This is a genomic window from Parabacteroides bouchesdurhonensis (assembly GCF_900186615.1).
In the GTDB taxonomy this organism is placed as follows: Bacteria; Bacteroidota; Bacteroidia; order Bacteroidales; family Tannerellaceae; genus Parabacteroides; species Parabacteroides bouchesdurhonensis.
In genome coordinates, this window is the sequence record NZ_LT896588.1 from 2,174,964 (window position 1) to 2,194,434 (window position 19,471).

General features: G+C 39.3%; 13 protein-coding genes, 3 tRNA genes, 2 rRNA genes, 2 other RNA genes and 1 other annotated feature. Of the genes, 14 read left to right on the forward strand and 6 right to left on the reverse strand.

The window, feature by feature from the left end; genetic code table 11:
* The first annotated feature begins 164 nt into the window (after positions 1-164).
* The 5 genes from C1721_RS09415 (at position 165) to C1721_RS09435 (ending at position 4,772) form a co-directional block, all read left to right on the forward strand.
* Positions 165-2,459 (forward strand): beta-galactosidase, encoded by a 2,295-nt coding sequence (locus C1721_RS09415; protein ID WP_102408113.1) that lies wholly within the window; start codon positions 165-167, stop codon positions 2,457-2,459.
* 53 nt (positions 2,460-2,512) lie between these two features.
* Positions 2,513-3,115 carry a riboflavin synthase gene (locus C1721_RS09420; RefSeq protein ID WP_102408114.1) on the forward strand — a complete coding sequence of 201 codons (603 nt, stop codon included), beginning with the start codon at positions 2,513-2,515 and terminating at the stop codon, positions 3,113-3,115.
* Positions 3,116-3,294: 179 nt separating this feature from the next.
* Positions 3,295-4,215, forward strand: a complete 921-nt coding sequence (locus tag C1721_RS09425) for a DnaJ C-terminal domain-containing protein (protein WP_102408115.1) — start codon at positions 3,295-3,297, stop codon at positions 4,213-4,215.
* A gap of 15 nt (positions 4,216-4,230) precedes the next feature.
* On the forward strand, positions 4,231-4,551 hold the full coding sequence (locus C1721_RS09430; protein WP_102409381.1) for a chaperone modulator CbpM: 321 nt from the start codon (positions 4,231-4,233) through the stop codon (positions 4,549-4,551).
* Between the two features lie 149 nt (positions 4,552-4,700).
* Positions 4,701-4,772, forward strand: a tRNA-Met gene (locus C1721_RS09435).
* Between the two features lie 29 nt (positions 4,773-4,801).
* Here the strand turns inward: C1721_RS09435 and C1721_RS09440 are convergent.
* The 3 genes from C1721_RS09440 to rnpB form a co-directional block, all read right to left on the reverse strand.
* Positions 4,802-6,181, reverse strand: coding sequence for an MATE family efflux transporter (locus C1721_RS09440; protein WP_416277223.1), 1,380 nt, complete (start codon positions 6,179-6,181; stop codon positions 4,802-4,804).
* A gap of 3 nt (positions 6,182-6,184) precedes the next feature.
* Positions 6,185-7,543, reverse strand: a complete 1,359-nt coding sequence (locus tag C1721_RS09445) for a YihY/virulence factor BrkB family protein (protein WP_102408116.1) — start codon at positions 7,541-7,543, stop codon at positions 6,185-6,187.
* A 14-nt stretch (positions 7,544-7,557) separates the two neighbouring features.
* Positions 7,558-7,913, reverse strand: an RNA gene (gene rnpB / locus C1721_RS09450) — RNase P RNA component class A.
* Positions 7,914-8,285: 372 nt separating this feature from the next.
* Here rnpB and C1721_RS09455 point away from each other — a divergent pair.
* The 9 genes from C1721_RS09455 (at position 8,286) to ssrA (ending at position 16,224) form a co-directional block, all read left to right on the forward strand.
* The gene (locus tag C1721_RS09455) at positions 8,286-9,779 is read left to right on the forward strand and encodes a Do family serine endopeptidase (RefSeq protein ID WP_102408117.1); all 1,494 of its coding nucleotides are present in this window, start codon (positions 8,286-8,288) and stop codon (positions 9,777-9,779) included.
* A gap of 142 nt (positions 9,780-9,921) precedes the next feature.
* On the forward strand, positions 9,922-10,782 hold the full coding sequence (locus C1721_RS09460) for a sigma-70 family RNA polymerase sigma factor (protein ID WP_005641668.1): 861 nt from the start codon (positions 9,922-9,924) through the stop codon (positions 10,780-10,782).
* A 222-nt stretch (positions 10,783-11,004) separates the two neighbouring features.
* Positions 11,005-11,901, forward strand: coding sequence for a metallophosphoesterase (locus C1721_RS09465; RefSeq protein WP_102408118.1), 897 nt, complete (start codon positions 11,005-11,007; stop codon positions 11,899-11,901).
* Positions 11,902-12,338: 437 nt separating this feature from the next.
* A 16S ribosomal RNA gene (locus C1721_RS09470) occupies positions 12,339-13,865 on the forward strand.
* Positions 13,866-14,039: 174 nt separating this feature from the next.
* Positions 14,040-14,113, forward strand: a tRNA-Ile gene (locus C1721_RS09475).
* 92 nt (positions 14,114-14,205) lie between these two features.
* Positions 14,206-14,279, forward strand: a tRNA-Ala gene (locus tag C1721_RS09480).
* Between the two features lie 128 nt (positions 14,280-14,407).
* Positions 14,408-14,488, forward strand: a sequence feature (23S ribosomal RNA rRNA prediction is too short).
* Between the two features lie 100 nt (positions 14,489-14,588).
* Positions 14,589-14,699 (forward strand): 5S ribosomal RNA (gene rrf / locus C1721_RS09485).
* Between the two features lie 190 nt (positions 14,700-14,889).
* Positions 14,890-15,768 (forward strand): alpha/beta hydrolase, encoded by an 879-nt coding sequence (locus tag C1721_RS09490; RefSeq protein WP_102407687.1) that lies wholly within the window; start codon positions 14,890-14,892, stop codon positions 15,766-15,768.
* A gap of 55 nt (positions 15,769-15,823) precedes the next feature.
* Positions 15,824-16,224: a transfer-messenger RNA gene (gene ssrA, locus C1721_RS09495) on the forward strand.
* 31 nt (positions 16,225-16,255) lie between these two features.
* Here the strand turns inward: ssrA and C1721_RS09500 are convergent.
* From C1721_RS09500 to C1721_RS09510, 3 genes are all read right to left on the reverse strand, one after another.
* The gene (locus C1721_RS09500) at positions 16,256-17,065 is read right to left on the reverse strand and encodes a M23 family metallopeptidase (protein ID WP_102408119.1); all 810 of its coding nucleotides are present in this window, start codon (positions 17,063-17,065) and stop codon (positions 16,256-16,258) included.
* A gap of 252 nt (positions 17,066-17,317) precedes the next feature.
* Positions 17,318-18,493: a mannonate dehydratase gene (uxuA, locus tag C1721_RS09505; protein WP_102408120.1), complete on the reverse strand. Its 1,176-nt coding sequence runs from the start codon at positions 18,491-18,493 to the stop codon at positions 17,318-17,320.
* A gap of 38 nt (positions 18,494-18,531) precedes the next feature.
* Entirely contained in the window at positions 18,532-19,344 is an 813-nt protein-coding gene (locus tag C1721_RS09510; RefSeq protein ID WP_102408121.1) for an SDR family oxidoreductase, read from the reverse strand.
* Between the last annotated feature and the right edge of the window lie 127 nt (positions 19,345-19,471).

Consider the following 19,471-nt stretch of genomic DNA (forward strand, 5'->3'; position numbering starts at 1 on the left):
GATAATACGTAGGCACTCTTTGCCTAAAAATAAGTGGAGATACTGAACCGGGATTTGTTTTTTCTCCATTTGTTTTTAATATATGGACAAAGAAATTATCTTTGTATATAATAAGCTCATAGTCATCGTTCTTATATACATTTGTTTATTTAAATTAGATATCCATGAAAATTAGATTCATTCAGTTATTTATTTTGCTATTGTTTATTCCTCTAACCCTTTTTGCACAAGGTAGATTTTCCTTTGAGATTAAGGATGGACATTTTTACCGGGACGGTGCGGTTACGCCTGTTATCTCCGGAGAAATGCACTATCCCCGTATTCCTCATCAATATTGGCGTCACCGCTTGGAGATGATGAAGGCTATGGGATTGAATACTGTGGCTACTTATGTGTTTTGGAATTTACATGAAACTGAACCTGGAAAATGGGATTTTGAAGGAGACAAGAACCTTCGTGAATATATAAAAACCGCCGGCGATCTGGGAATGATGGTTATACTTCGTCCCGGTCCGTATGTATGTGCCGAATGGGAATTTGGAGGCTATCCGTGGTGGTTGCAGAATATTCCGAACATGGAAATCAGGCGGGATAACCCGGAGTTCTTGCAACGGACAAAACTATATATAGACCGTTTATATAAAGAAGTTGGCGACTTGCAGGTAACAAAGGGAGGCCCGATTATTATGGTACAGGCCGAGAATGAATTCGGTTCATATGTTGCACAACGCAAAGATATTCCTTTGGAAGAACACCGGCGGTATAATGCCAAGATACGTCAGCAGCTGGCTGATGCCGGATTTGACGCGCCTCTGTTTACTTCGGACGGGAGCTGGTTGTTTGAGGGTGGCTCAACGCCGGGCGCTTTGCCTACTGCAAACGGAGAAAGCAATATAGATAATTTGAAAAAGGTTGTAAATGAATATCATGGAGGGACAGGACCTTATATGGTAGCTGAGTTTTATCCGGGCTGGTTAATGCACTGGGCTGAACCGTTCCCCGACGTAAGCGCTTCAAGCGTTGCACGTCAGACAGAGATGTATTTACAGAATGATGTTTCATTTAATTTTTATATGGTTCATGGTGGAACTAACTTTGGTTTTACTTCCGGGGCAAACTATGATAAGAACCATGATATTCAGCCGGATATGACAAGCTATGATTATGATGCCCCTATCAGTGAGGCCGGTTGGGTTACTCCTAAATATGATTCGATCCGGAACGTTATTAAGAAATATGTAAAATATACAGTTCCGGAAGCTCCCGCTCCTAATCCTGTAATAGAGATTCCTTCTATTCGTTTAACGAAGGTTGCGGATGTGTTGGCTCTTGCTAAAGAGCAGAAACCTTTGGTGGCATCTAATCCGATGACTTTTGAGCAGTTGAATCAAGGATATGGTTATGTGCTGTATACGCATCATTTCAATCAACCGATCTCGGGAACTCTGGAGATTCCCGGTTTAAGAGATTATGCTACGGTTTATTTGAATGGTGAACGGGTTGGAGAATTGAATCGTTATTATAATAATTATTCAATGCCAATTGATATTCCGTTCAATACAACGCTGGAAGTTTTAGTAGAGAATTGGGGACGCATCAATTACGGGGAGGAGATTGTAAATAACACGAAAGGTATTATCAGTCCGGTAACTATCAATGGCCTGGAAATATCCGACTGGTCTATGTATAAGTTACCGATGGACCGCGAGCCGTCATTTGCAAAGCTAAGTAAAGATAAGGTTTATACTAACACGCCGGACAAAACCTCTTCTTTGTATGGCAAGCCTGTTTTCTATGAAGGAACTTTCAATTTGGATAAGACGGGAGATACATTTATAGATATGTCTGCCTGGGGGAAAGGTATCATCTTTATTAATGGAAAAAATATAGGTAGATATTGGCAGGTTGGTCCTCAGCAGACGTTGTATATTCCGGGTGTGTGGCTAAAGAAAGGGGAGAACCGTATTGTTATTTTTGAGCAGTTGAATGATGAAAGAAAGACGAATGTAAGAACTGTAAAAACTCCGGTTTTGACCCAGCTAAAGAGTGTGTCATCAACAGAGGTAAGAAATAAACTTATGGAAAAAGTAGAGAGTCCGTTTAGTGTGGACGAAACGATAAATAAGATAGAGCAAACTATCAAATCGAATGGAGCTTCCGTATTTGCCGTATTTGATCATGCGAAGAATGCGAAAGAGGCGGGAATGGAATTGTTGCCGATAAAGGTGGTCGTTTTCGGCTCTCCTGAAATAGGAACGAAGTTGATGCAAGAGAATCCTGCTATTTCTTTGGAGTTGCCATTACGGATTTCCGTTTGGGAAGCTGCTGACGGCAAAGTATGGGTTACCTATCCGAACTTAGATGAAATATCGAAGGAATATGGAATGGAAAACAATACTGTTGTCGGTAAAATGCAGGAAGGATTAGTGAACATTGTTAGGAATTCAACCGGCAAATAGAATGATAGAAAATCTTAGTGGAAATAGATATTACAAATTAAAAACGATTTATTATGTTCTCGGGAATAGTAGAAGAAACGGCACGCGTTGTGAATATAGAGCATGATTTGGATAATATTCATATCACAATGGAGTGTTCTTTTGTGGATGAATTGAAGATTGATCAGAGCGTGGCGCATAACGGAGTATGTCTGACGGTGGTTCGTAAGGAAGGAAATACTTTTACGACGACGGCTATGAGAGAGACTTTGGAACGTTCTAATCTAGGGCTTTTGAAGCCGGGTTCTTTGGTAAATCTGGAACGGAGCATGTTGATGAACGGACGTTTGGACGGCCATATAGTACAAGGTCATGTGGATCAAACGGCTGTTTGCACAAACGTGGAAGATGCAAGCGGCAGTTGGTATTATACCTTTGAGTATCCTTTTAATAAAGAAATGGCTCAACAGGGTTATTTGACAGTGGAGAAAGGTTCTGTATGTGTGAATGGTGTCAGTCTTACGGTATGCAATTCAAAAGAAAATAGTTTCCAGGTAGCCATTATACCTTATACACACGACAACACGAACTTTTGCCAGATAGAGAAAGGAACAGTCGTTAATTTAGAGTTTGATATTGTAGGTAAATATATCAGTAAGATGATGATGTTTAAATAACGGTTAATAATATCTGAAAAAGAAATGCTTTCCATCCGGGTTCTTTCCGGAGGAAAGCATTTTTTTTGTCGGGTGCTTAATAAGATGCTTTTAAGTAAATTTTCATTAACAAAAGGCACTCTTGGTATGTTTATTGTAATATGACTATGCGAAGAAAATAAACGAAATAGATAAGTATTATGGCCTATATCGATTATTACAACATTTTAGGGGTGAACAAGAACGCTTCTCAGGATGACATTAAAAAAGCCTATAAGAAGTTGGCACGTAAATATCATCCGGACTTAAACCCGAACGATCCTAATGCACATCGTAAGTTTCAAGAGATAAATGAGGCAAACGAAGTGCTTAGTGATCCGGAAAAGCGAAAGAAATATGACCAATACGGTGAGAATTGGAAGCATGCGGATGAATATGAATCTCAACGGCAGCAATATAGTAGGCAAGGTAATGGTTTTGCCGGGACTGGTGGTTTTACGAATGATGGAGGAACTTATTGGTCTTCATCAGGTGATGGAAGCGAGTTTTCGGATTTCTTTGAATCTATGTTCGGTTCTCGCCGTGGAGGAAGTAGTCGTTCTAATTATGGCTTCCGTGGTCAGGATTACACAACAGAGTTAAGTTTATCTTTGATGGATGCCGCAAAGACACATAAACAGGTGATTTCCGTGAATGGAAAGAATCTGAGGATTACTGTGCCTGCCGGGGTAGCCAATGGACAAACAATTAAGCTGAAAGGACAAGGCGGACCGGGTACAAATGGTGGGCCGGATGGTGATTTGTATATCACATTCGTGATTCCGGATGATAGTAGATTCAAACGGATTGGTGATGATTTGTATTTGACTGTTCCATTAGATCTTTATACCGCTATTTTAGGAGGCGAGCAAATTATTGATACTTTAGATAGCAAGGTGAAATTGAAAATAAAACCGGGTACGCAAAACAACAGTAAGGTCCGGCTGAAAGGTAAGGGATTTCCTGTTTATAAGAAGGACGGACAATGTGGTGATTTAATTGTTACGTATTCAATCGAGATACCGACTAATCTGACAGAAAAGCAGAAAGATTTATTTCGGGAAATACAGAGTCTAAATTAAAAAAACATGTGTATTATGCAAACAGATTTAGTTATTGTCAGCGAATATTGCCAGAAATGTCATATAGACCCTTCATTTATCGTAATGCTGGAAGAAGGAGGTTTGATAGACATTAACGTCATGGACGATGGAGAGAAGTATTTGTTATCTTCTCAATTACGTGACTTGGAACAGTACACACGTATGTATTACGATTTGTCTATTAATATTGAAGGAATTGAAGCTATTCATCATATGCTGGACCGGATGAGAAACTTGCAGGACGAAATCTCATTGTTGAGAACTCGACTTCGTTTGTATGAACCATTCGATTTTGATACAATAGAAAACTTATAGTAGCAAATTGTAGGAAAATAAGGGCTTATTACTGCTTAAATGAGATTTGTATATAGGCAAATTGTAAATATATTGCAGGTTTACTTGGAAGTTTGCTAAATTCTATATATCTTTGCACTCGCACGCAATCAGAAATGGCGGCGCTATATCGCGGAGTGGAGCAGTGGTAGCTCGTTGGGCTCATAACCCAAAGGTCGTAAGTTCGAGTCTTGCCTCCGCAACTGGAAAAGGATATCTCAAAGATATCCTTTTATTTTTTAGGGTTATTTATGTACAAAGGTCCTTTGTTTTTCCAGAATCCCGATTTATAATAGATATAAGTGATCGTAAGCCCTATGCAAAGGCTCGCTCCGATAGCCCACCAGATACCACTCCGTCCCCATATCGAACTGAACCAATAAGCAAGCGGAATCCGTATCAGCCACAGACAAGTGATGCTTACGGCCATAGGGAACACGGTAGTTCCGGCTCCCCGTAACGTTCCGTTATACACGTTCAATCCTCCATGCACGACAAAAAAGCCTCCCATAATGAGTAAGTATTCTTTGCCTATTGTAATAACCTCCGGATCATTGGTGAAGGCTAACATCATTTTATCTCCAAAGAAATAAATGGAGGTGAAGGTGATAAGGCTGAATATTATGTTGACAAACATGGCGAATCGTACGCCTTCACGTACTCTGTCCAGCCGTTTGGCTCCAATGTTCTGTCCGCAGAAGGCTGCTAATGCTCCGGATAATGTTAATATGGCTTGAGTGATGATGGTGTCAATCTTTCCAGCTGCACCATATGCTGTTAAAGTGTCAGTACCGAAATGGTTTACAATACCCAGTAGAGCGATAAGCCCCAGAGCTATGGCGCATTGCTGAATGCTGGTAGGCAAACCAATCTTTAAGCTTTCTTTAAATAATATGCCGTCGAATATTAAGTCTTGCTTCTTTATGGAAAGTAATGGATGTTGGTTGTTTACATAAATCAAGGCTGTGCACATGCCGATCCCTTGGGCAATGACGGTAGCCCGTGCTGCTCCTTCTATTCCCCAATCGAAACCGATGATAAAGAGTAAATCCAGTATTATATTTAGAAAAGCGGAAAGCAGGATAAATAACATGGGGCGAAAAGATTCTCCTACACCCCGTAATATAGAAATAATACTATTGAATGTGACGAATAAGAAAGTGCCTCCTATATAAATACGAAAATAGGCTACGGCTTGCGGTATGACTTCCTCTGGTGTATTAGTCAACCTGAATATTGGTTCTGCAAAAATAATTCCTGTGATAGATAGCAATATACCTGCTACAAGCATAAAGATGAAGAAGGATGAAAAGGCTCGCTGTACTTTATCAAATTGTTTGGCTCCGAAAAACTGGGATACAACAACAGACGTTCCACTACCCACTCCAATTACCAATGAGATAATAAAATAGTAGATGAAGAAAGAGGCAGATACGGCTGCTAATGCTTCTTTCCCAATAAATCGACCTACAATAATACTGTCTGTTATGTTATAAAGTTGTTGTAACAGGTTGCCTATTAGTAAGGGAAAAGAGAAACGTAGAATGACTTTCCATACTGAACCATGTGTCAGATCATTCTTGTTTTTCTCCATAAATTGTTCGTTCTCCATTATCTAGAGATCTTTGAGCAATATATTATCGTTGGCTTTTACCATGTCATCGCGAGTCTTGAGTAACGTTTCCCATTCTTTACTGAAAAGTTTGGATGTGTCGATCTTGAAATTCTCAGAGCCATATTCGTCCATTCTGGTAAGCAGATAGCTGACGGTTATTTTGTTTACATCAACAGCCGGTTGGTAATAAGCAACACGATCATCGTCTCCGTAATTTACTTCAATGATGATGTTCAATTCAGTAAGTAGATATAGAATCTGTGTAGTTAGTCGGATCGGAATACGGTATGCGTCCGATAACTCGTCGGCTGTATAGGGCTTTTCTCCATTTACGAAACGTTTCACAATAAGCGATGCTATTAATAAAGTGAGGAAGTCTTTGTAACGTCGGCTTATGTTTTTACTATCTCGTTCAAAGCTGAACTTCTTTACATTCTGTGAAGCATAGGACAGCTCTGCCCCAAATAGGCAAATCAACCATGATAATTGCAGCCATAATAATAATAAAGGCAGGGCTGCAAAGCTTCCATAAATAGCATTGTATTTACTGACCCAAATCTGTCCGCTAATGTAAATAAACTGGAAAAATTGGAAAGCGCAACCCGCGATGAATCCTGCAAGCAATCCGTTTACGAATCTTACCTTTGTATTGGGTAATGATACATATAAACCAGTGAAAGCAAGAGTTGTTATTATGTATGGCACTACGTTTAGCATTATTTCCATCAAAGGAGTGAAAAAGAAATATTGGCTGAGAAACGAATTTTGTAATGTCGATACGAAAATAGAAAGACCGCTGGATGTCATGATCAATACCGGCAAAATCAGGAATAATGCCAAGTAGTCTGATATTTTGCGGTACCAGGGACGTGATTTTTGTATCTGCCATATATCATTAAATGTGTCTTCAATGGAAGAGATCAGGTTGATGACCGTATAAAATAAGAGAATAAAACCAATTCCAATTATGACGCCCCCTTGTGCTTGTGCCAGATAACTGTCTACAAATTCGAATGCTTTATTCAGTTCTGCTTCATGACCTGGAAAGTAATCTATCAGTTCTTGACTGACAGCACCTTGGAAACCAAATCCCTTGGCAACGCCTAGCAATACTGCTAATAATGGAACGATGGATAAAAGGGTACTATAGGTAAGTGCGGATGCTTTTGTCTGTAAATTTTCATTCTTAAATCCACGAATGGCAAGGATGATCGTTTTAATGGTGTTGATATAAAGTTCTTTCAGGCCGCTTACTTCATTTTCGGTAATCCTCCAAATGTCGTAAGTAACAAAACGAATCGTGCGTGTCAAGAATGCTTGGATTCGTTCTCCGATTGGCTTTTTATCAGACTCTTTCATGAGTAAAGTATTAAAAATGCAGTCCGCCTGTAAGCCGGGTTCTGTACTTCTGCCAAAAACAAAAGTGCCTGCCATTTATCTTGTCTTACCGTCACCGGTAAGCTTTAGCGGTCTACCCCCTGGCATCGGACGAGCAATCCTACATGCGCCAGTATACATGACCTTACAACCCATAAGACGTACGGCATTCCATATTGCTATGGAATCCGGTAAGCTTTTACCTCACCTTTTCACCCTTACCGGCAAACCGGCGGTTATTTTCTGTTACGCTACTTTGCCCTTACGAACAACTTCCTGTTAAGAAGTATGGTGCTCTGCGTTGCCCGGACTTTCCTCACATCCGAAGATGAGCGACAGACCGGCAGACTGCAATTATGCAAAGATAGGTAATTTAGTTTATAGTTGTCTATAGTGCACCGATATTTCAGTGTGCCATTGTGTCTGTATCAGAGTTGTTGGGATAGATTCTATGATATTTGAACATTGAATTTACGTATGTATTCCTTCTGAACTTTCTGACGAACTTGCTGTTATAGTATTGAATACATGACCATTTGGCAGCTTTATGATTGTTAAAAAGGTACTTTGTAATGCACAGTACTGTTAAGTGCAGTTAAGTGCTTGAATAGTGTCGTTAAAAGTGATAAAAAAACAATAGGAAATGGAATATCTGCACGTTTTTTGAGTTTAATTTGTCACAAAGAAACTGTTAAATTTAAGTGTTTAATTAATTGATAGAAGTATGAAAAAAATGTGGAAGAATATGCTTGGCCTTGTTCTCGTAGCTGCAATTGGCTCGGGAGCTGCAATTGGAACGAGTGCTTACATGATGAAAAAAGAACAGCCCGTTTATGCTGCCGGAGTGGAGAACACGTTTAAGCAACCCCTTCGACTGGCAAATTACAACTCTGTTGCTGCCGAGAATACAGATTTTACACATGCTGCCGAAAGTGCAGTGCATGGCGTTGTCCATATTAAGTCTGTTGCTAATATGAAGGAGGCAAACGCCGGAGAGCAATATATTGATCCGTTTGAATTTTTCTTCGGAAATCGTGGATTTCAACGTCCGCAACCGCAACCTCGCGTAGGAACAGGGTCTGGAGTGATTATTTCAACAGATGGATATATTATTACCAATAATCATGTTATTGATGGTGCCGATGAATTGGAAGTAACGTTGAACGACAATAGAAAGTTTTCGGCAAAAGTTATAGGTGCTGATCCCACAACAGATATTGCTTTGTTGAAGATTGAAGCAAAAGATCTGCCGACTATTCCATTTGGAGATTCTGAAAAATTGAAAGTAGGAGAATGGGTTTTGGCTGTTGGTAATCCTTTTAACTTGACATCTACTGTAACGGCTGGTATTGTTAGTGCAAAAGGTCGTGGTATTTCTGGTGGAGGCGGAAGTAAAATTGAATCGTTTATTCAAACGGATGCTGCTGTAAACCCTGGTAATAGTGGAGGAGCATTGGTGAATACTAAAGGAGAATTGGTTGGTATTAACACTGCTATTTATTCGCAAACAGGAAACTTTGCAGGATATTCGTTTGCTGTGCCTATCAGTATTGCCAGCAAAGTGGCAAATGACTTGAAACAATATGGTACGGTTCAACGTGCAATTTTGGGTGTGCAAATTATAGATCCGCAGTATGTATCGGGTGATGATAAAGAAAAGGTAAAAGTGCTGGAAGGTGCTTATGTAGGAGGTTTTGCAGAACGTAGCTCGGCTAAAGAGGCTGGAATTGAAAAAGGTGATGTTATTATTGCTGTAAATGGTGCAAAAGTAAAATCAGCAAATGCTTTGCAAGAGCAGATCAGCAAATATCGTCCTGGTGATAAAGTGGAAATAAAGGTAGACCGCAATGGTACAACCAAAACATTTACGGTAGAACTTCGCAATGCACAGGGAAGTACACAAATATTGAAAGGTGGAGATAGTGCGGAAGTTCTTGGTGCGGCTTTCAGAGCTCTGACGGATAAACAAAAACAGCAATTGGGTGTAAGTTATGGCATTGAAGTAACTGGTGTAACTACTGGTAAATTGAAAGATGCCGGAATGAAGAAAGGCTTCATTATTATGGTTGCTAATAATCAAAAGATTACATCTCCTGAAGACTTGGAAAAACTTGTGGAAAACATACTTCAGGGACGTTCAGAAGATCAAGGATTGTTCATCAAAGGTTTCTATCCGAACGGACGCACTAAGTATTATGCTATAGATCTTGCCGAATAAAAGACAACGAATGAAAGTAGTCTTATAGGTGTGAAAAGATTGTTAAAGGTTTATAATTGGCTGGATGTGGGGTGCATTCAGCCAATTCTTTCAATAAAATATTATTATCTTTGCACCCCGTATTCTCAATTAAAACAATTGGATGAGACAATTAAAGATTACAAAGTCCATTACCAATCGCGAAAGCGCTTCGCTTGATAAGTATCTTCAAGAAATTGGTCGAGAGGATCTTATTACGGTTGAAGAAGAAGTAGAATTGGCACAGGCAATTAAAAGAGGAGACCGGAGGGCATTGGAAAAATTAACCAGAGCTAATCTGCGTTTCGTCGTTTCTGTAGCTAAACAATATCAGAACCAGGGATTGAGTTTGCCCGACCTTATTAATGAAGGCAATTTGGGATTGATTAAAGCTGCTGAAAAATTTGATGAAACCAGAGGTTTTAAGTTTATTTCTTATGCTGTTTGGTGGATTCGTCAGTCTATTCTGCAAGCTTTGGCAGAACAGTCAAGAATCGTACGTCTTCCTTTGAACCAGGTAGGCTCATTGAATAAAATCAGTAAAGCCTTCTCTAAGTTTGAACAGGAAAATGAACGAAGACCTTCTCCTGAAGAGTTGGCAGACGAATTGGATATTCCTGTTGATAAGATTTCCGATACCTTGAAAGTGTCCGGACGTCATATATCAGTGGATGCTCCGTTTGTAGAAGGCGAAGACAATAGCCTCTTGGACGTTCTTGTGAACGATGATGCTCCAATTGCTGACCGATCGTTGATGAACGAATCATTAGCTAAAGAAATTGATAGAGCTCTTGCTACATTGACCGAAAGAGAATGTGAAATTATCAAAATGTTTTTCGGTATTGGTTGTCAGGAAATGACATTGGAAGAGATTGGCGACAAATTTGGCCTCACAAGAGAGCGTGTCCGCCAGATCAAGGAAAAAGCAATTAGAAGATTAAGACAAGGAACGCGTAGCAAGCTCCTCAAATCCTATTTAGGTTAACCTCGGAAAAGTTGATTGAAGAGGTCGCTAAAGCTCCATATTCTGGGAAAAGGAATATGGAGTTTTTTTTATTCCTTTCGAGAGAAATTTTATTTTCTTCCGAAAGGAATTTTATTTTCTTCCGAATGTACTTATTTTTGCTGTTAAAAATAAATTATCTATTTTCGACGAAAACGGGCAATTAGTCCTGTCTTTGTTTCCTTAAAATAAATATGTTGAATTATGGATCGAAGAACGTTCTTGAAAAAATCGTGTGGTGGAATGGTGGTGTTGTCTTGTCCGGGATTGAATATGACGGAAAAGAACAAAAAGATACGCTTTGGATTGATTACAGATTTACATTTTGCCCGAAAAGAAAAGTGGGAAACTCGTTATTATGAGCAATCAAAGCAAAAGTTGCAAGATGCAATAACTGTGTTTAATGATGAAAAAGTCGATTTCTTAATTGAATTGGGAGATTTGAAAGATCAAGGAACTCCTCCGGATAAAGTACAAACATTATCTTTTTTGGATGAGATAGAGAATACATTGCAAACATTTAATGGCCCTGTATATCATGTACTTGGAAATCATGATATGGATAGTATTTCTAAGCAGGATTATTTAGCTCATACTCGGAACTGGAATGATACAAAAGGAAAAACTTATTATTCTTTTGTCAGAGATAAATTTAAATTTATTGTTTTGGATGGCAATTTTAATGAGGATAGTTCCGATTATAATTGTGGTAATTTTCAGTGGACAAAAGCAATGATTCCTGATGATCAAAAGATGTGGTTGCAAAAAGAATTGGAGAATAGTAAATATCCGGTTATTATTTTTGTTCATCAATTATTGGATGCTTTCTCTGGAATATCAAGAGATGTCTGTATTTTAAATGCTGATGAAATTGTCCAAATTTTAGAGCGAAGTAAAAATGTTATAGCTGTTTTTCAAGGACATCATCATTATGGGCATTATAGTTTTAAAGACGGAATTCATTATTTTACAATGAAAGGGATGATAGAAGGGAGTCTTCCGGAAAATAATAGTTTTGCCGTAGTAGAGATTGATGAAGATGCTAATATTTATCTTGATGGTTATTTTAAATGTGAAGATAAAATTATGAGAAAGTCTTAATTCTTTATTTTGTAACTTCCAGTATTTCAATGGTTCTTATTCTCAAGCTTCAAAAACCGTAAAAATAATAGTCAAAAGATTTGGAGTATATGTTTAAGAACACTACTTTTGTCCCCGCATTCAAGCGAGAGGGCATTAAATTTAAGTATTAGAAGGAAATGTTTTCCGGGTATCGGGTCACTGAGGTTAGAAGTATCTAAGCAATATGTCGGTTTGTGCGGTGGAAAACAGGTATAAAAACTTTCCACAAAATTTTGTTCATAAAATTTGCGTGAAAGAAAAAAGTCCTTACCTTTGCACTCGCTTTTCAAACGAAAGCAAACAACGTTCTTTGAAAAATTTACATACAACTAAAAAGTAGTACAAGTATTAAAAAATTAATACCGTCAATACTTACAATAAACAAGGTTATTCTGAGCAGAGATAAAAACAATTTAACAACGAAGAGTTTGATCCTGGCTCAGGATGAACGCTAGCGACAGGCTTAACACATGCAAGTCGAGGGGCAGCGAGGTGTAGCAATACACTGTCGGCGACCGGCGCACGGGTGAGTAACGCGTATGCAACTTACCTATCAGAGTAGGATAGCCCGGCGAAAGTCGGATTAATACTGCATAAAACAGGGGCTCCGCATGGAGATATTTGTTAAAGATTCATCGCTGATAGATAGGCATGCGTTCCATTAGGCAGTTGGCGGGGTAACGGCCCACCAAACCGACGATGGATAGGGGTTCTGAGAGGAAGGTCCCCCACATTGGTACTGAGACACGGACCAAACTCCTACGGGAGGCAGCAGTGAGGAATATTGGTCAATGGGCGAAAGCCTGAACCAGCCAAGTCGCGTGAAGGATGAAGGTTCTATGGATTGTAAACTTCTTTTATAGGGGAATAAAGTGCGGGACGTGTCCTGTTTTGTATGTACCCTACGAATAAGCATCGGCTAACTCCGTGCCAGCAGCCGCGGTAATACGGAGGATGCGAGCGTTATCCGGATTTATTGGGTTTAAAGGGTGCGTAGGTGGATAGATAAGTCAGCGGTGAAAGTTTGTGGCTCAACCATAAAATTGCCGTTGAAACTGTTTATCTTGAGTATGTTTGAGGTATGCGGAATGCGTGGTGTAGCGGTGAAATGCATAGATATCACGCAGAACTCCGATTGCGAAGGCAGCATACTAAACCATCACTGACACTGAAGCACGAAAGCGTGGGTATCAAACAGGATTAGATACCCTGGTAGTCCACGCAGTAAACGATGATTACTAGGAGTTTGCGATATACAGTAAGCTCTACAGCGAAAGCGTTAAGTAATCCACCTGGGGAGTACGCCGGCAACGGTGAAACTCAAAGGAATTGACGGGGGCCCGCACAAGCGGAGGAACATGTGGTTTAATTCGATGATACGCGAGGAACCTTACCCGGGTTTGAACGCATTTGGACCGGAGTGGAAACATTCTTTCTAGCAATAGCCATTTGCGAGGTGCTGCATGGTTGTCGTCAGCTCGTGCCGTGAGGTGTCGGCTTAAGTGCCATAACGAGCGCAACCCTAATCACTAGTTACTAACACATCAAGGTGAGGACTCTAGTGAGACTGCCAGCGTAAGCTGTGAGGAAGGTTGGGATGACGTCAAATCAGCACGGCCCTTACATCCGGGGCGACACACGTGTTACAATGGCGTGGACAAAGAGCAGCCACCTGGCGACAGGGCGCTAATCTCCAAACCACGTCTCAGTTCGGATCGGAGTCTGCAACTCGACTCCGTGAAGCTGGATTCGCTAGTAATCGCGCATCAGCCATGGCGCGGTGAATACGTTCCCGGGCCTTGTACACACCGCCCGTCAAGCCATGGGAGCCGGGGGTACCTGAAGTCCGTAACCGCAAGGATCGGCCTAGGGTAAAACTGGTGACTGGGGCTAAGTCGTAACAAGGTAGCCGTACCGGAAGGTGCGGCTGGAACACCTCCTTTCTGGAGCACAGAATTACCGAGTATAGTAACGAAGGTATTAACTTCCTTACTTGTGCTGCTTTAGTTGTAATGTATTTATATATGATCTTAAAACTGGACAACCCAGTAGAGAAAACAGAAGCTTCGACGCGGTATCCCCGCGGAAAGAAAGTTTCAGGAAGAAAAAGATAAGCCAGTCCTATAGCTCAGTTGGTTAGAGCGCTACACTGATAATGTAGAGGTCGGCAGTTCAACTCTGCCTGGGACTACACTCCGGGAGAAGTAGTAAAAGTAGTCAGGAAGTTAAAGTAGATAAGTCTACTAACTACTAACTACCAACTACTATCTACCAAACCAAGAGGGGGGATTAGCTCAGCTGGCTAGAGCATCTGCCTTGCACGCAGAGGGTCAACGGTTCGAATCCGTTATTCTCCACAACACTCAGTAATGAGAAAAGATCTTTGACATGATGGACAGAATCAATAAAGTAAAGAAGTAGAGCGAACTTACAGAGATATCATCCCGACACGNTACGAAGCCAGCCTCAAGATGAGATATCCCTGAAGGGTCGTTGTAGACTACGACGTAGATAGGCTACAGGTGTAAGTGCAGTAATGTGTGAGCCGAGTAGTACTAATCGCCCGAGACTTTCAGAAGGGAAAGTGGGATGATAGTTTTGTAGGAAAGGAGTTTTACTGAAAAGACTTTATTGATAGTCCAGAGTGTTTAAGAAATAAAAGATATTAAGGTGGTTATAGCACGAGGGATCCACCTCTTCCCATACCGAACAGAGAAGTTAAGCCTCGTCACGCCGATGGTACTGCGTAAAAGTGGAAGAGTAGGTAGCCGCCGTTTTTAAGGAATCAATCGAAAGGTTGGTTCCTTTTTTGGTTTGGTAATTATACTCTGTTTTAAGTTTATGAACAGAAATAGTTTACTGATGTTCTAAATTTATATTGTTGTTTTATTGAGTTTATTTGATTGAAGGGATCAAATAAATATTTATATTCGTCACATATATAATGACTTTATAAATGTATAATATATGGAAATAAGATGGTTGTTTCTTTTTTTTGTAGAGACTTGTCTGGTTGGTACTATTATGGCACAGGATAATCCGATATTATTGTTTCCAAACGGAGCTCCAGGCGAAACGGTCAAACTTATAGAGAAAGCTGATCGAGATGGAGGAAAAGTAGGTGGCGAAACAGTTCTTCGGCTTACAAATGTAAGTGAACCTACTATCACTGTTTATCATGCACCGGACGATGTTGCAACTGGTGCAGCAATATTGGTGTGTCCAGGCGGAGGATATAATATTTTAGCATATGATTTAGAAGGAGATGAAGCTTGTGAATGGCTTAATAATCTTGGCATTACGGCTGTTTTGCTTAAATATAGAATACCACGTCGTGAAGGGCTTCAAAAACATGAAGCTCCTCTACAAGATGCTCAACGAGCTTTGGGATATATTCGTGCGCATGCAGAGGAAATGGATATAGATCCATTGAGAATAGGTGTTATGGGATTTTCTGCAGGAGGGCATTTGGCTGCTATGTTATCCAATAGCCAGAAACGTACATATCCATTAGTTGATGCTGCGGATAAAGAAAGTTGTTGTCCTAACTTCTGCTTATTAGTTTATCCTGCTTATTTAGATGGTGAAAATTTCCAGTTGTCACCAGAATTAAAAATTTCTTCAGAAACACCACCTACAATGTTAATACAAGCAGAAGATGATAAATCCTATATTAATAGTAGCCTTTATTATTATTATGCTTTGAAAGAAATGGGTGTACCTGTTTGGATGCATTTATACAGTAAGGGGGGGCATGGTTATGGTCTACGTGATACAGGTGTTGCTATAAATGAGTGGCCGGATCGAGCAGAAGACTGGTTTCGAGAACTTGGTATAATAGAATAAAGAGCGAAAACAGCTTAGAAACAGGGAATATTTTATATCTTTGCAAACACAATTAGGGGCTGACCGGTTTTGACAGCGGGCAGAAGTGGTTTGTAAGCATGTAGTGCGTAGTTGGCTTGCACTTAAATCTCAGACAACAAACAATTAACTGGCGAAAATAATTACGCTCTCGCTGCTTAATCGAAGTATAGTAGATTAAAGCTTAATCCTTGTAAAAGTTACGAGGACGTGACATCACCCGGAAGCTGTGGCTTCGAAGCGTTCCGATCAGGTGGTGCAGCAATATCGGAGATAGTCTGAAATAAGCCTTGGGTTTCAGATGAAAATTTAGAGGATAAGAGTTGAGTGGGTGGCTTCGGTCTTGCTTAACTCCGACAATTAAAGGCGAAGATAAACATGTAGAAAGCAAATTAATTCCTCGTTTGGACGAGAGTTCGAGTCTCTCCAGCTCCACAAGAAAAGCATAAAGTACAACTTTATGCTTTTTTTATTGGGGCATATTATTATATGTTTCCGTTAATTGATGTGGCATAATGTCTGTTTGTTGTACTATAATATTGTCTCCTTGTTTTTTACAGATAAGATATTTGTGATATAATTCTCTTGTTTCCATGTTGAATACTAGGTTCGGGTTGAAATGTTTACCATTAATGCGGGTTTCAAAATGCAGATGTTCCGTTGTTGCTCTACCTGTACGACCTGTTAATGCAATAGGTGTTCCAGCCTTTACATAATCTCCTGATTTTACAAGATTTTTGGAATTATGACTATAAACCGTCTCCAGTCCATTATAATGACGGATAACTATTACGTTCCCATAAGCTGCAAAAGGTTTAGACATGCGTACTACTCCGTCAAATGCTGCTACAATTGTGTCATTTGCACGTGTTTTTATATCTGTACCTGAATGATGCTTACGACGTCCACCATAAGGAGATATTATTTTTCCATTGGGTAAAGGAAATGCATATTTTTCTTTAGGTATGAGAGTCAAATCTATAATCTCTGTATTATTATTTGCGAATAATGCGGAATCTTTTACACTGACATAGCTTTTTTCACGAAAAGTAAAGACATTTGATATTTTCCTTTTAGGTATATACATATCCTCTAATTTAATAGAATCAGCAAAAATAAAATTGAAATCAGTTGTTGGTAATGGGATATTTAGTGAAGGAAATTCAACTGTAGAGGTTACGAACTTAGATTTGTGATTTTTTTGAGTTTTAAAAGTGCTACAAGCTGATATAGTAATTAGTATAATGAATATAAGCCAATATAGTATTTTATTTGTCATGTGCATTTTATGATTTTGTCTGCAAAAATACTAAAAGGTTACGGTAGCTAGATGTGTAGGTCTGTTATTTATGATTTATTTCCTTTTAATGATAATACAACCTACAATTTATAAACGGAACTATATCGGTTTATAAATTGTAGGAATAAAATCTCTGAAAATTATAATTTATATTGATATAGGCTTAAATAAATATTAGTATAGAAACTCTTATTTAATGCCGTAAAACTCTTATGTATTTGTGTGTCTCTATCAGATGGAAAAAAGAGAACGGGCTATTCCCAATTCCAATCCTCGCAATTCTGCTAATCCACGTAAACGTCCGATACAGGAATATCCAGGATTTGTTTTCTTTTTTAAATCATCAATCATTTGGTGGCCATGATCTGGACGCATCGCAATACTACATTTCCTTCGCTGCTGAATAGTAAGCAATGTTTTCATGATATTGTACATATCTACATCGCCTTCCAAGTGATTGGCTTCATAGAAATTACCCTCCGGATCTCGTTGTGTGCTGCGGAAATGCACAAAGTTTATGCGGTTTGCATAACGTTCTAACATACCCGCTAAATCATTATCTCCCCGTACTCCGAACGACCCTGTACACAAACAAAGTCCGTTACTTTTATTCGGTACAGCTTCAATTAATCTACGGAAATCATTTTCTGTACTGAGTATTCTTGGCAGTCCAAAAATAGAATATGGAGGATCATCCGGATGAATAACTAAGCTAACATTTGTCTCATCTGCTACAGGTGCAATTTCTTGAAGGAAATAAATAAGATTGGATCGGAGCTTTTTTGCATCAATATATTTATATCGGGATAATGCTTCACGAAATTGTTCGATGGTAAAACTTTCTTCTGAACCAGGTAATCCTGCTATAATATTGCGAATTAGTAAATTGCGCTCATCTTCACTCATTGACTCATAGCGGGCACGCGCTTTTTTCTTTTCTTCATCTGTGTATTCTGACTCAGCTTCTGGACGTTTCAATATATATAAGTCGAAAGCCATAAAAGCGGCACGTTCAAAACGCAGAGCTTTGGAGCCGTCAGGTAGAGTATATGCCAGATCTGTACGTGTCCAGTCAAGTACAGGCATAAAATTATAGGTAACGATATCTATTCCACATGCTGCTAAATTGCGAATACTTTCTTTATAATTCTCTATATAACGTTGGAAATCTCCCGTTTGTGTTTTAATATGTTCATGTACAGGGACGCTTTCAACAACAGTCCAGCTTAAGCCTGCTTCTTCAATAAAAGCTTTCCTTTTTTTTATTTCTTCAACAGTCCATACTTCTCCGTTTGGAATATGATGAAGCGCATGAACTACTCCAACGGCGCCTGCCTGACGAATATCCTGTAAACTAACAAGATCATTTGGGCCGTACCAACGCCATGTTTGTTTGCATAAATACATAATATTGATTCTTTTAGTGGTTTATAATGATTCTTTATTTATATAGAAAAAGCATCGAAGCCGCCATCAACAATAGCTACTGTTCCTGTTACGAACTTTGAGGCTTCGCTGATTAGATATTGGATTGTTCCATATAGTTCATCGGGTGTGCCTAAACGGCGAAATGGGGTATGTGCAATAACAGATTCAGCGCGTGGAGTGTAAGATCCATCCGGATTTGTCATTAAAGCTCGGTTTTGTTCAGTTAAGAAAAATCCTGGAGCTATAGCATTTACGCGTAGTCCTTCTCCAAATTTGATGGCTAATTCACCTGCAAGATACTTGGTAAGGTTTGAAATCGCGGCTTTTGCCGCACCATATCCTACAACACGTGTTAAAGGACGTAAAGCTGATTCAGAAGAAAAGTTTACAATGGTACCTTCTTTCTGACTTGCCATTGTTTCAGCAAAGACTACAGTAGGGAGGACTGTCCCAAACAAATTTAAATCCACAACTTTTCTGAAAGCCTCTATGTCTAAATCAAAAATTGTTTTATCAGGTGCTATAGTTGCACCAGCCATATTTCCTCCTGCAGCATTAAGTAATGCATCAATACGTCCATATTTTGTAAGAATATCTTTTTTGTTTTGTTCAAGAACTTCTTTATCCAATACGTCAGTTAAGAAGAAAATCGCTTCTCCTCCTGTTTCTTTAATTTCAGTAACAATTTGTTTGCCCGATTCTATAGCCCGGTCAAGGATAACGATTTTAGCACCTTCTGTCGCTAAATGTTTTGCTATGCCTTTACCTAGAATACCTGCACCACCTGTGATGATTACAACTTTGTCTTTTACGCAAAATAAATTAGCCATGTTTTCTAGTTTAATGTGATTTTTCTATAATATTTTGTCTTTTGTGTGTGCGGACACATAAACATGTGCAAATGTAGAATATTTATTTATCAAACAAAAAAAATACGCAATAAAAGGCTATTTTATG

Excerpts from the sequence above, each read along its gene's own strand:
- C1721_RS09500 (WP_102408119.1), bottom strand. The coding sequence starts at position 17,065 with ATGACAAATAAAATACTATATTGGCTTATATTCATTATACTAATTACT.
- C1721_RS09460 (WP_005641668.1), top strand. The coding sequence starts at position 9,922 with ATGAGACAATTAAAGATTACAAAGTCCATTACCAATCGCGAAAGCGCT.
- C1721_RS09415 (WP_102408113.1), top strand. The coding sequence starts at position 165 with ATGAAAATTAGATTCATTCAGTTATTTATTTTGCTATTGTTTATTCCT.
- C1721_RS09490 (WP_102407687.1), top strand. The coding sequence starts at position 14,890 with ATGGAAATAAGATGGTTGTTTCTTTTTTTTGTAGAGACTTGTCTGGTT.
- C1721_RS09425 (WP_102408115.1), top strand. The coding sequence starts at position 3,295 with ATGGCCTATATCGATTATTACAACATTTTAGGGGTGAACAAGAACGCT.
- C1721_RS09430 (WP_102409381.1), top strand. The coding sequence starts at position 4,231 with ATGCAAACAGATTTAGTTATTGTCAGCGAATATTGCCAGAAATGTCAT.
- C1721_RS09420 (WP_102408114.1), top strand. The coding sequence starts at position 2,513 with ATGTTCTCGGGAATAGTAGAAGAAACGGCACGCGTTGTGAATATAGAG.
- C1721_RS09445 (WP_102408116.1), bottom strand. The coding sequence starts at position 7,543 with ATGAAAGAGTCTGATAAAAAGCCAATCGGAGAACGAATCCAAGCATTC.
- C1721_RS09455 (WP_102408117.1), top strand. The coding sequence starts at position 8,286 with ATGAAAAAAATGTGGAAGAATATGCTTGGCCTTGTTCTCGTAGCTGCA.
- uxuA (WP_102408120.1), bottom strand. The coding sequence starts at position 18,493 with ATGTATTTATGCAAACAAACATGGCGTTGGTACGGCCCAAATGATCTT.
- C1721_RS09440 (WP_416277223.1), bottom strand. The coding sequence starts at position 6,181 with ATGGAGAACGAACAATTTATGGAGAAAAACAAGAATGATCTGACACAT.
- C1721_RS09510 (WP_102408121.1), bottom strand. The coding sequence starts at position 19,344 with ATGGCTAATTTATTTTGCGTAAAAGACAAAGTTGTAATCATCACAGGT.
- C1721_RS09465 (WP_102408118.1), top strand. The coding sequence starts at position 11,005 with ATGGATCGAAGAACGTTCTTGAAAAAATCGTGTGGTGGAATGGTGGTG.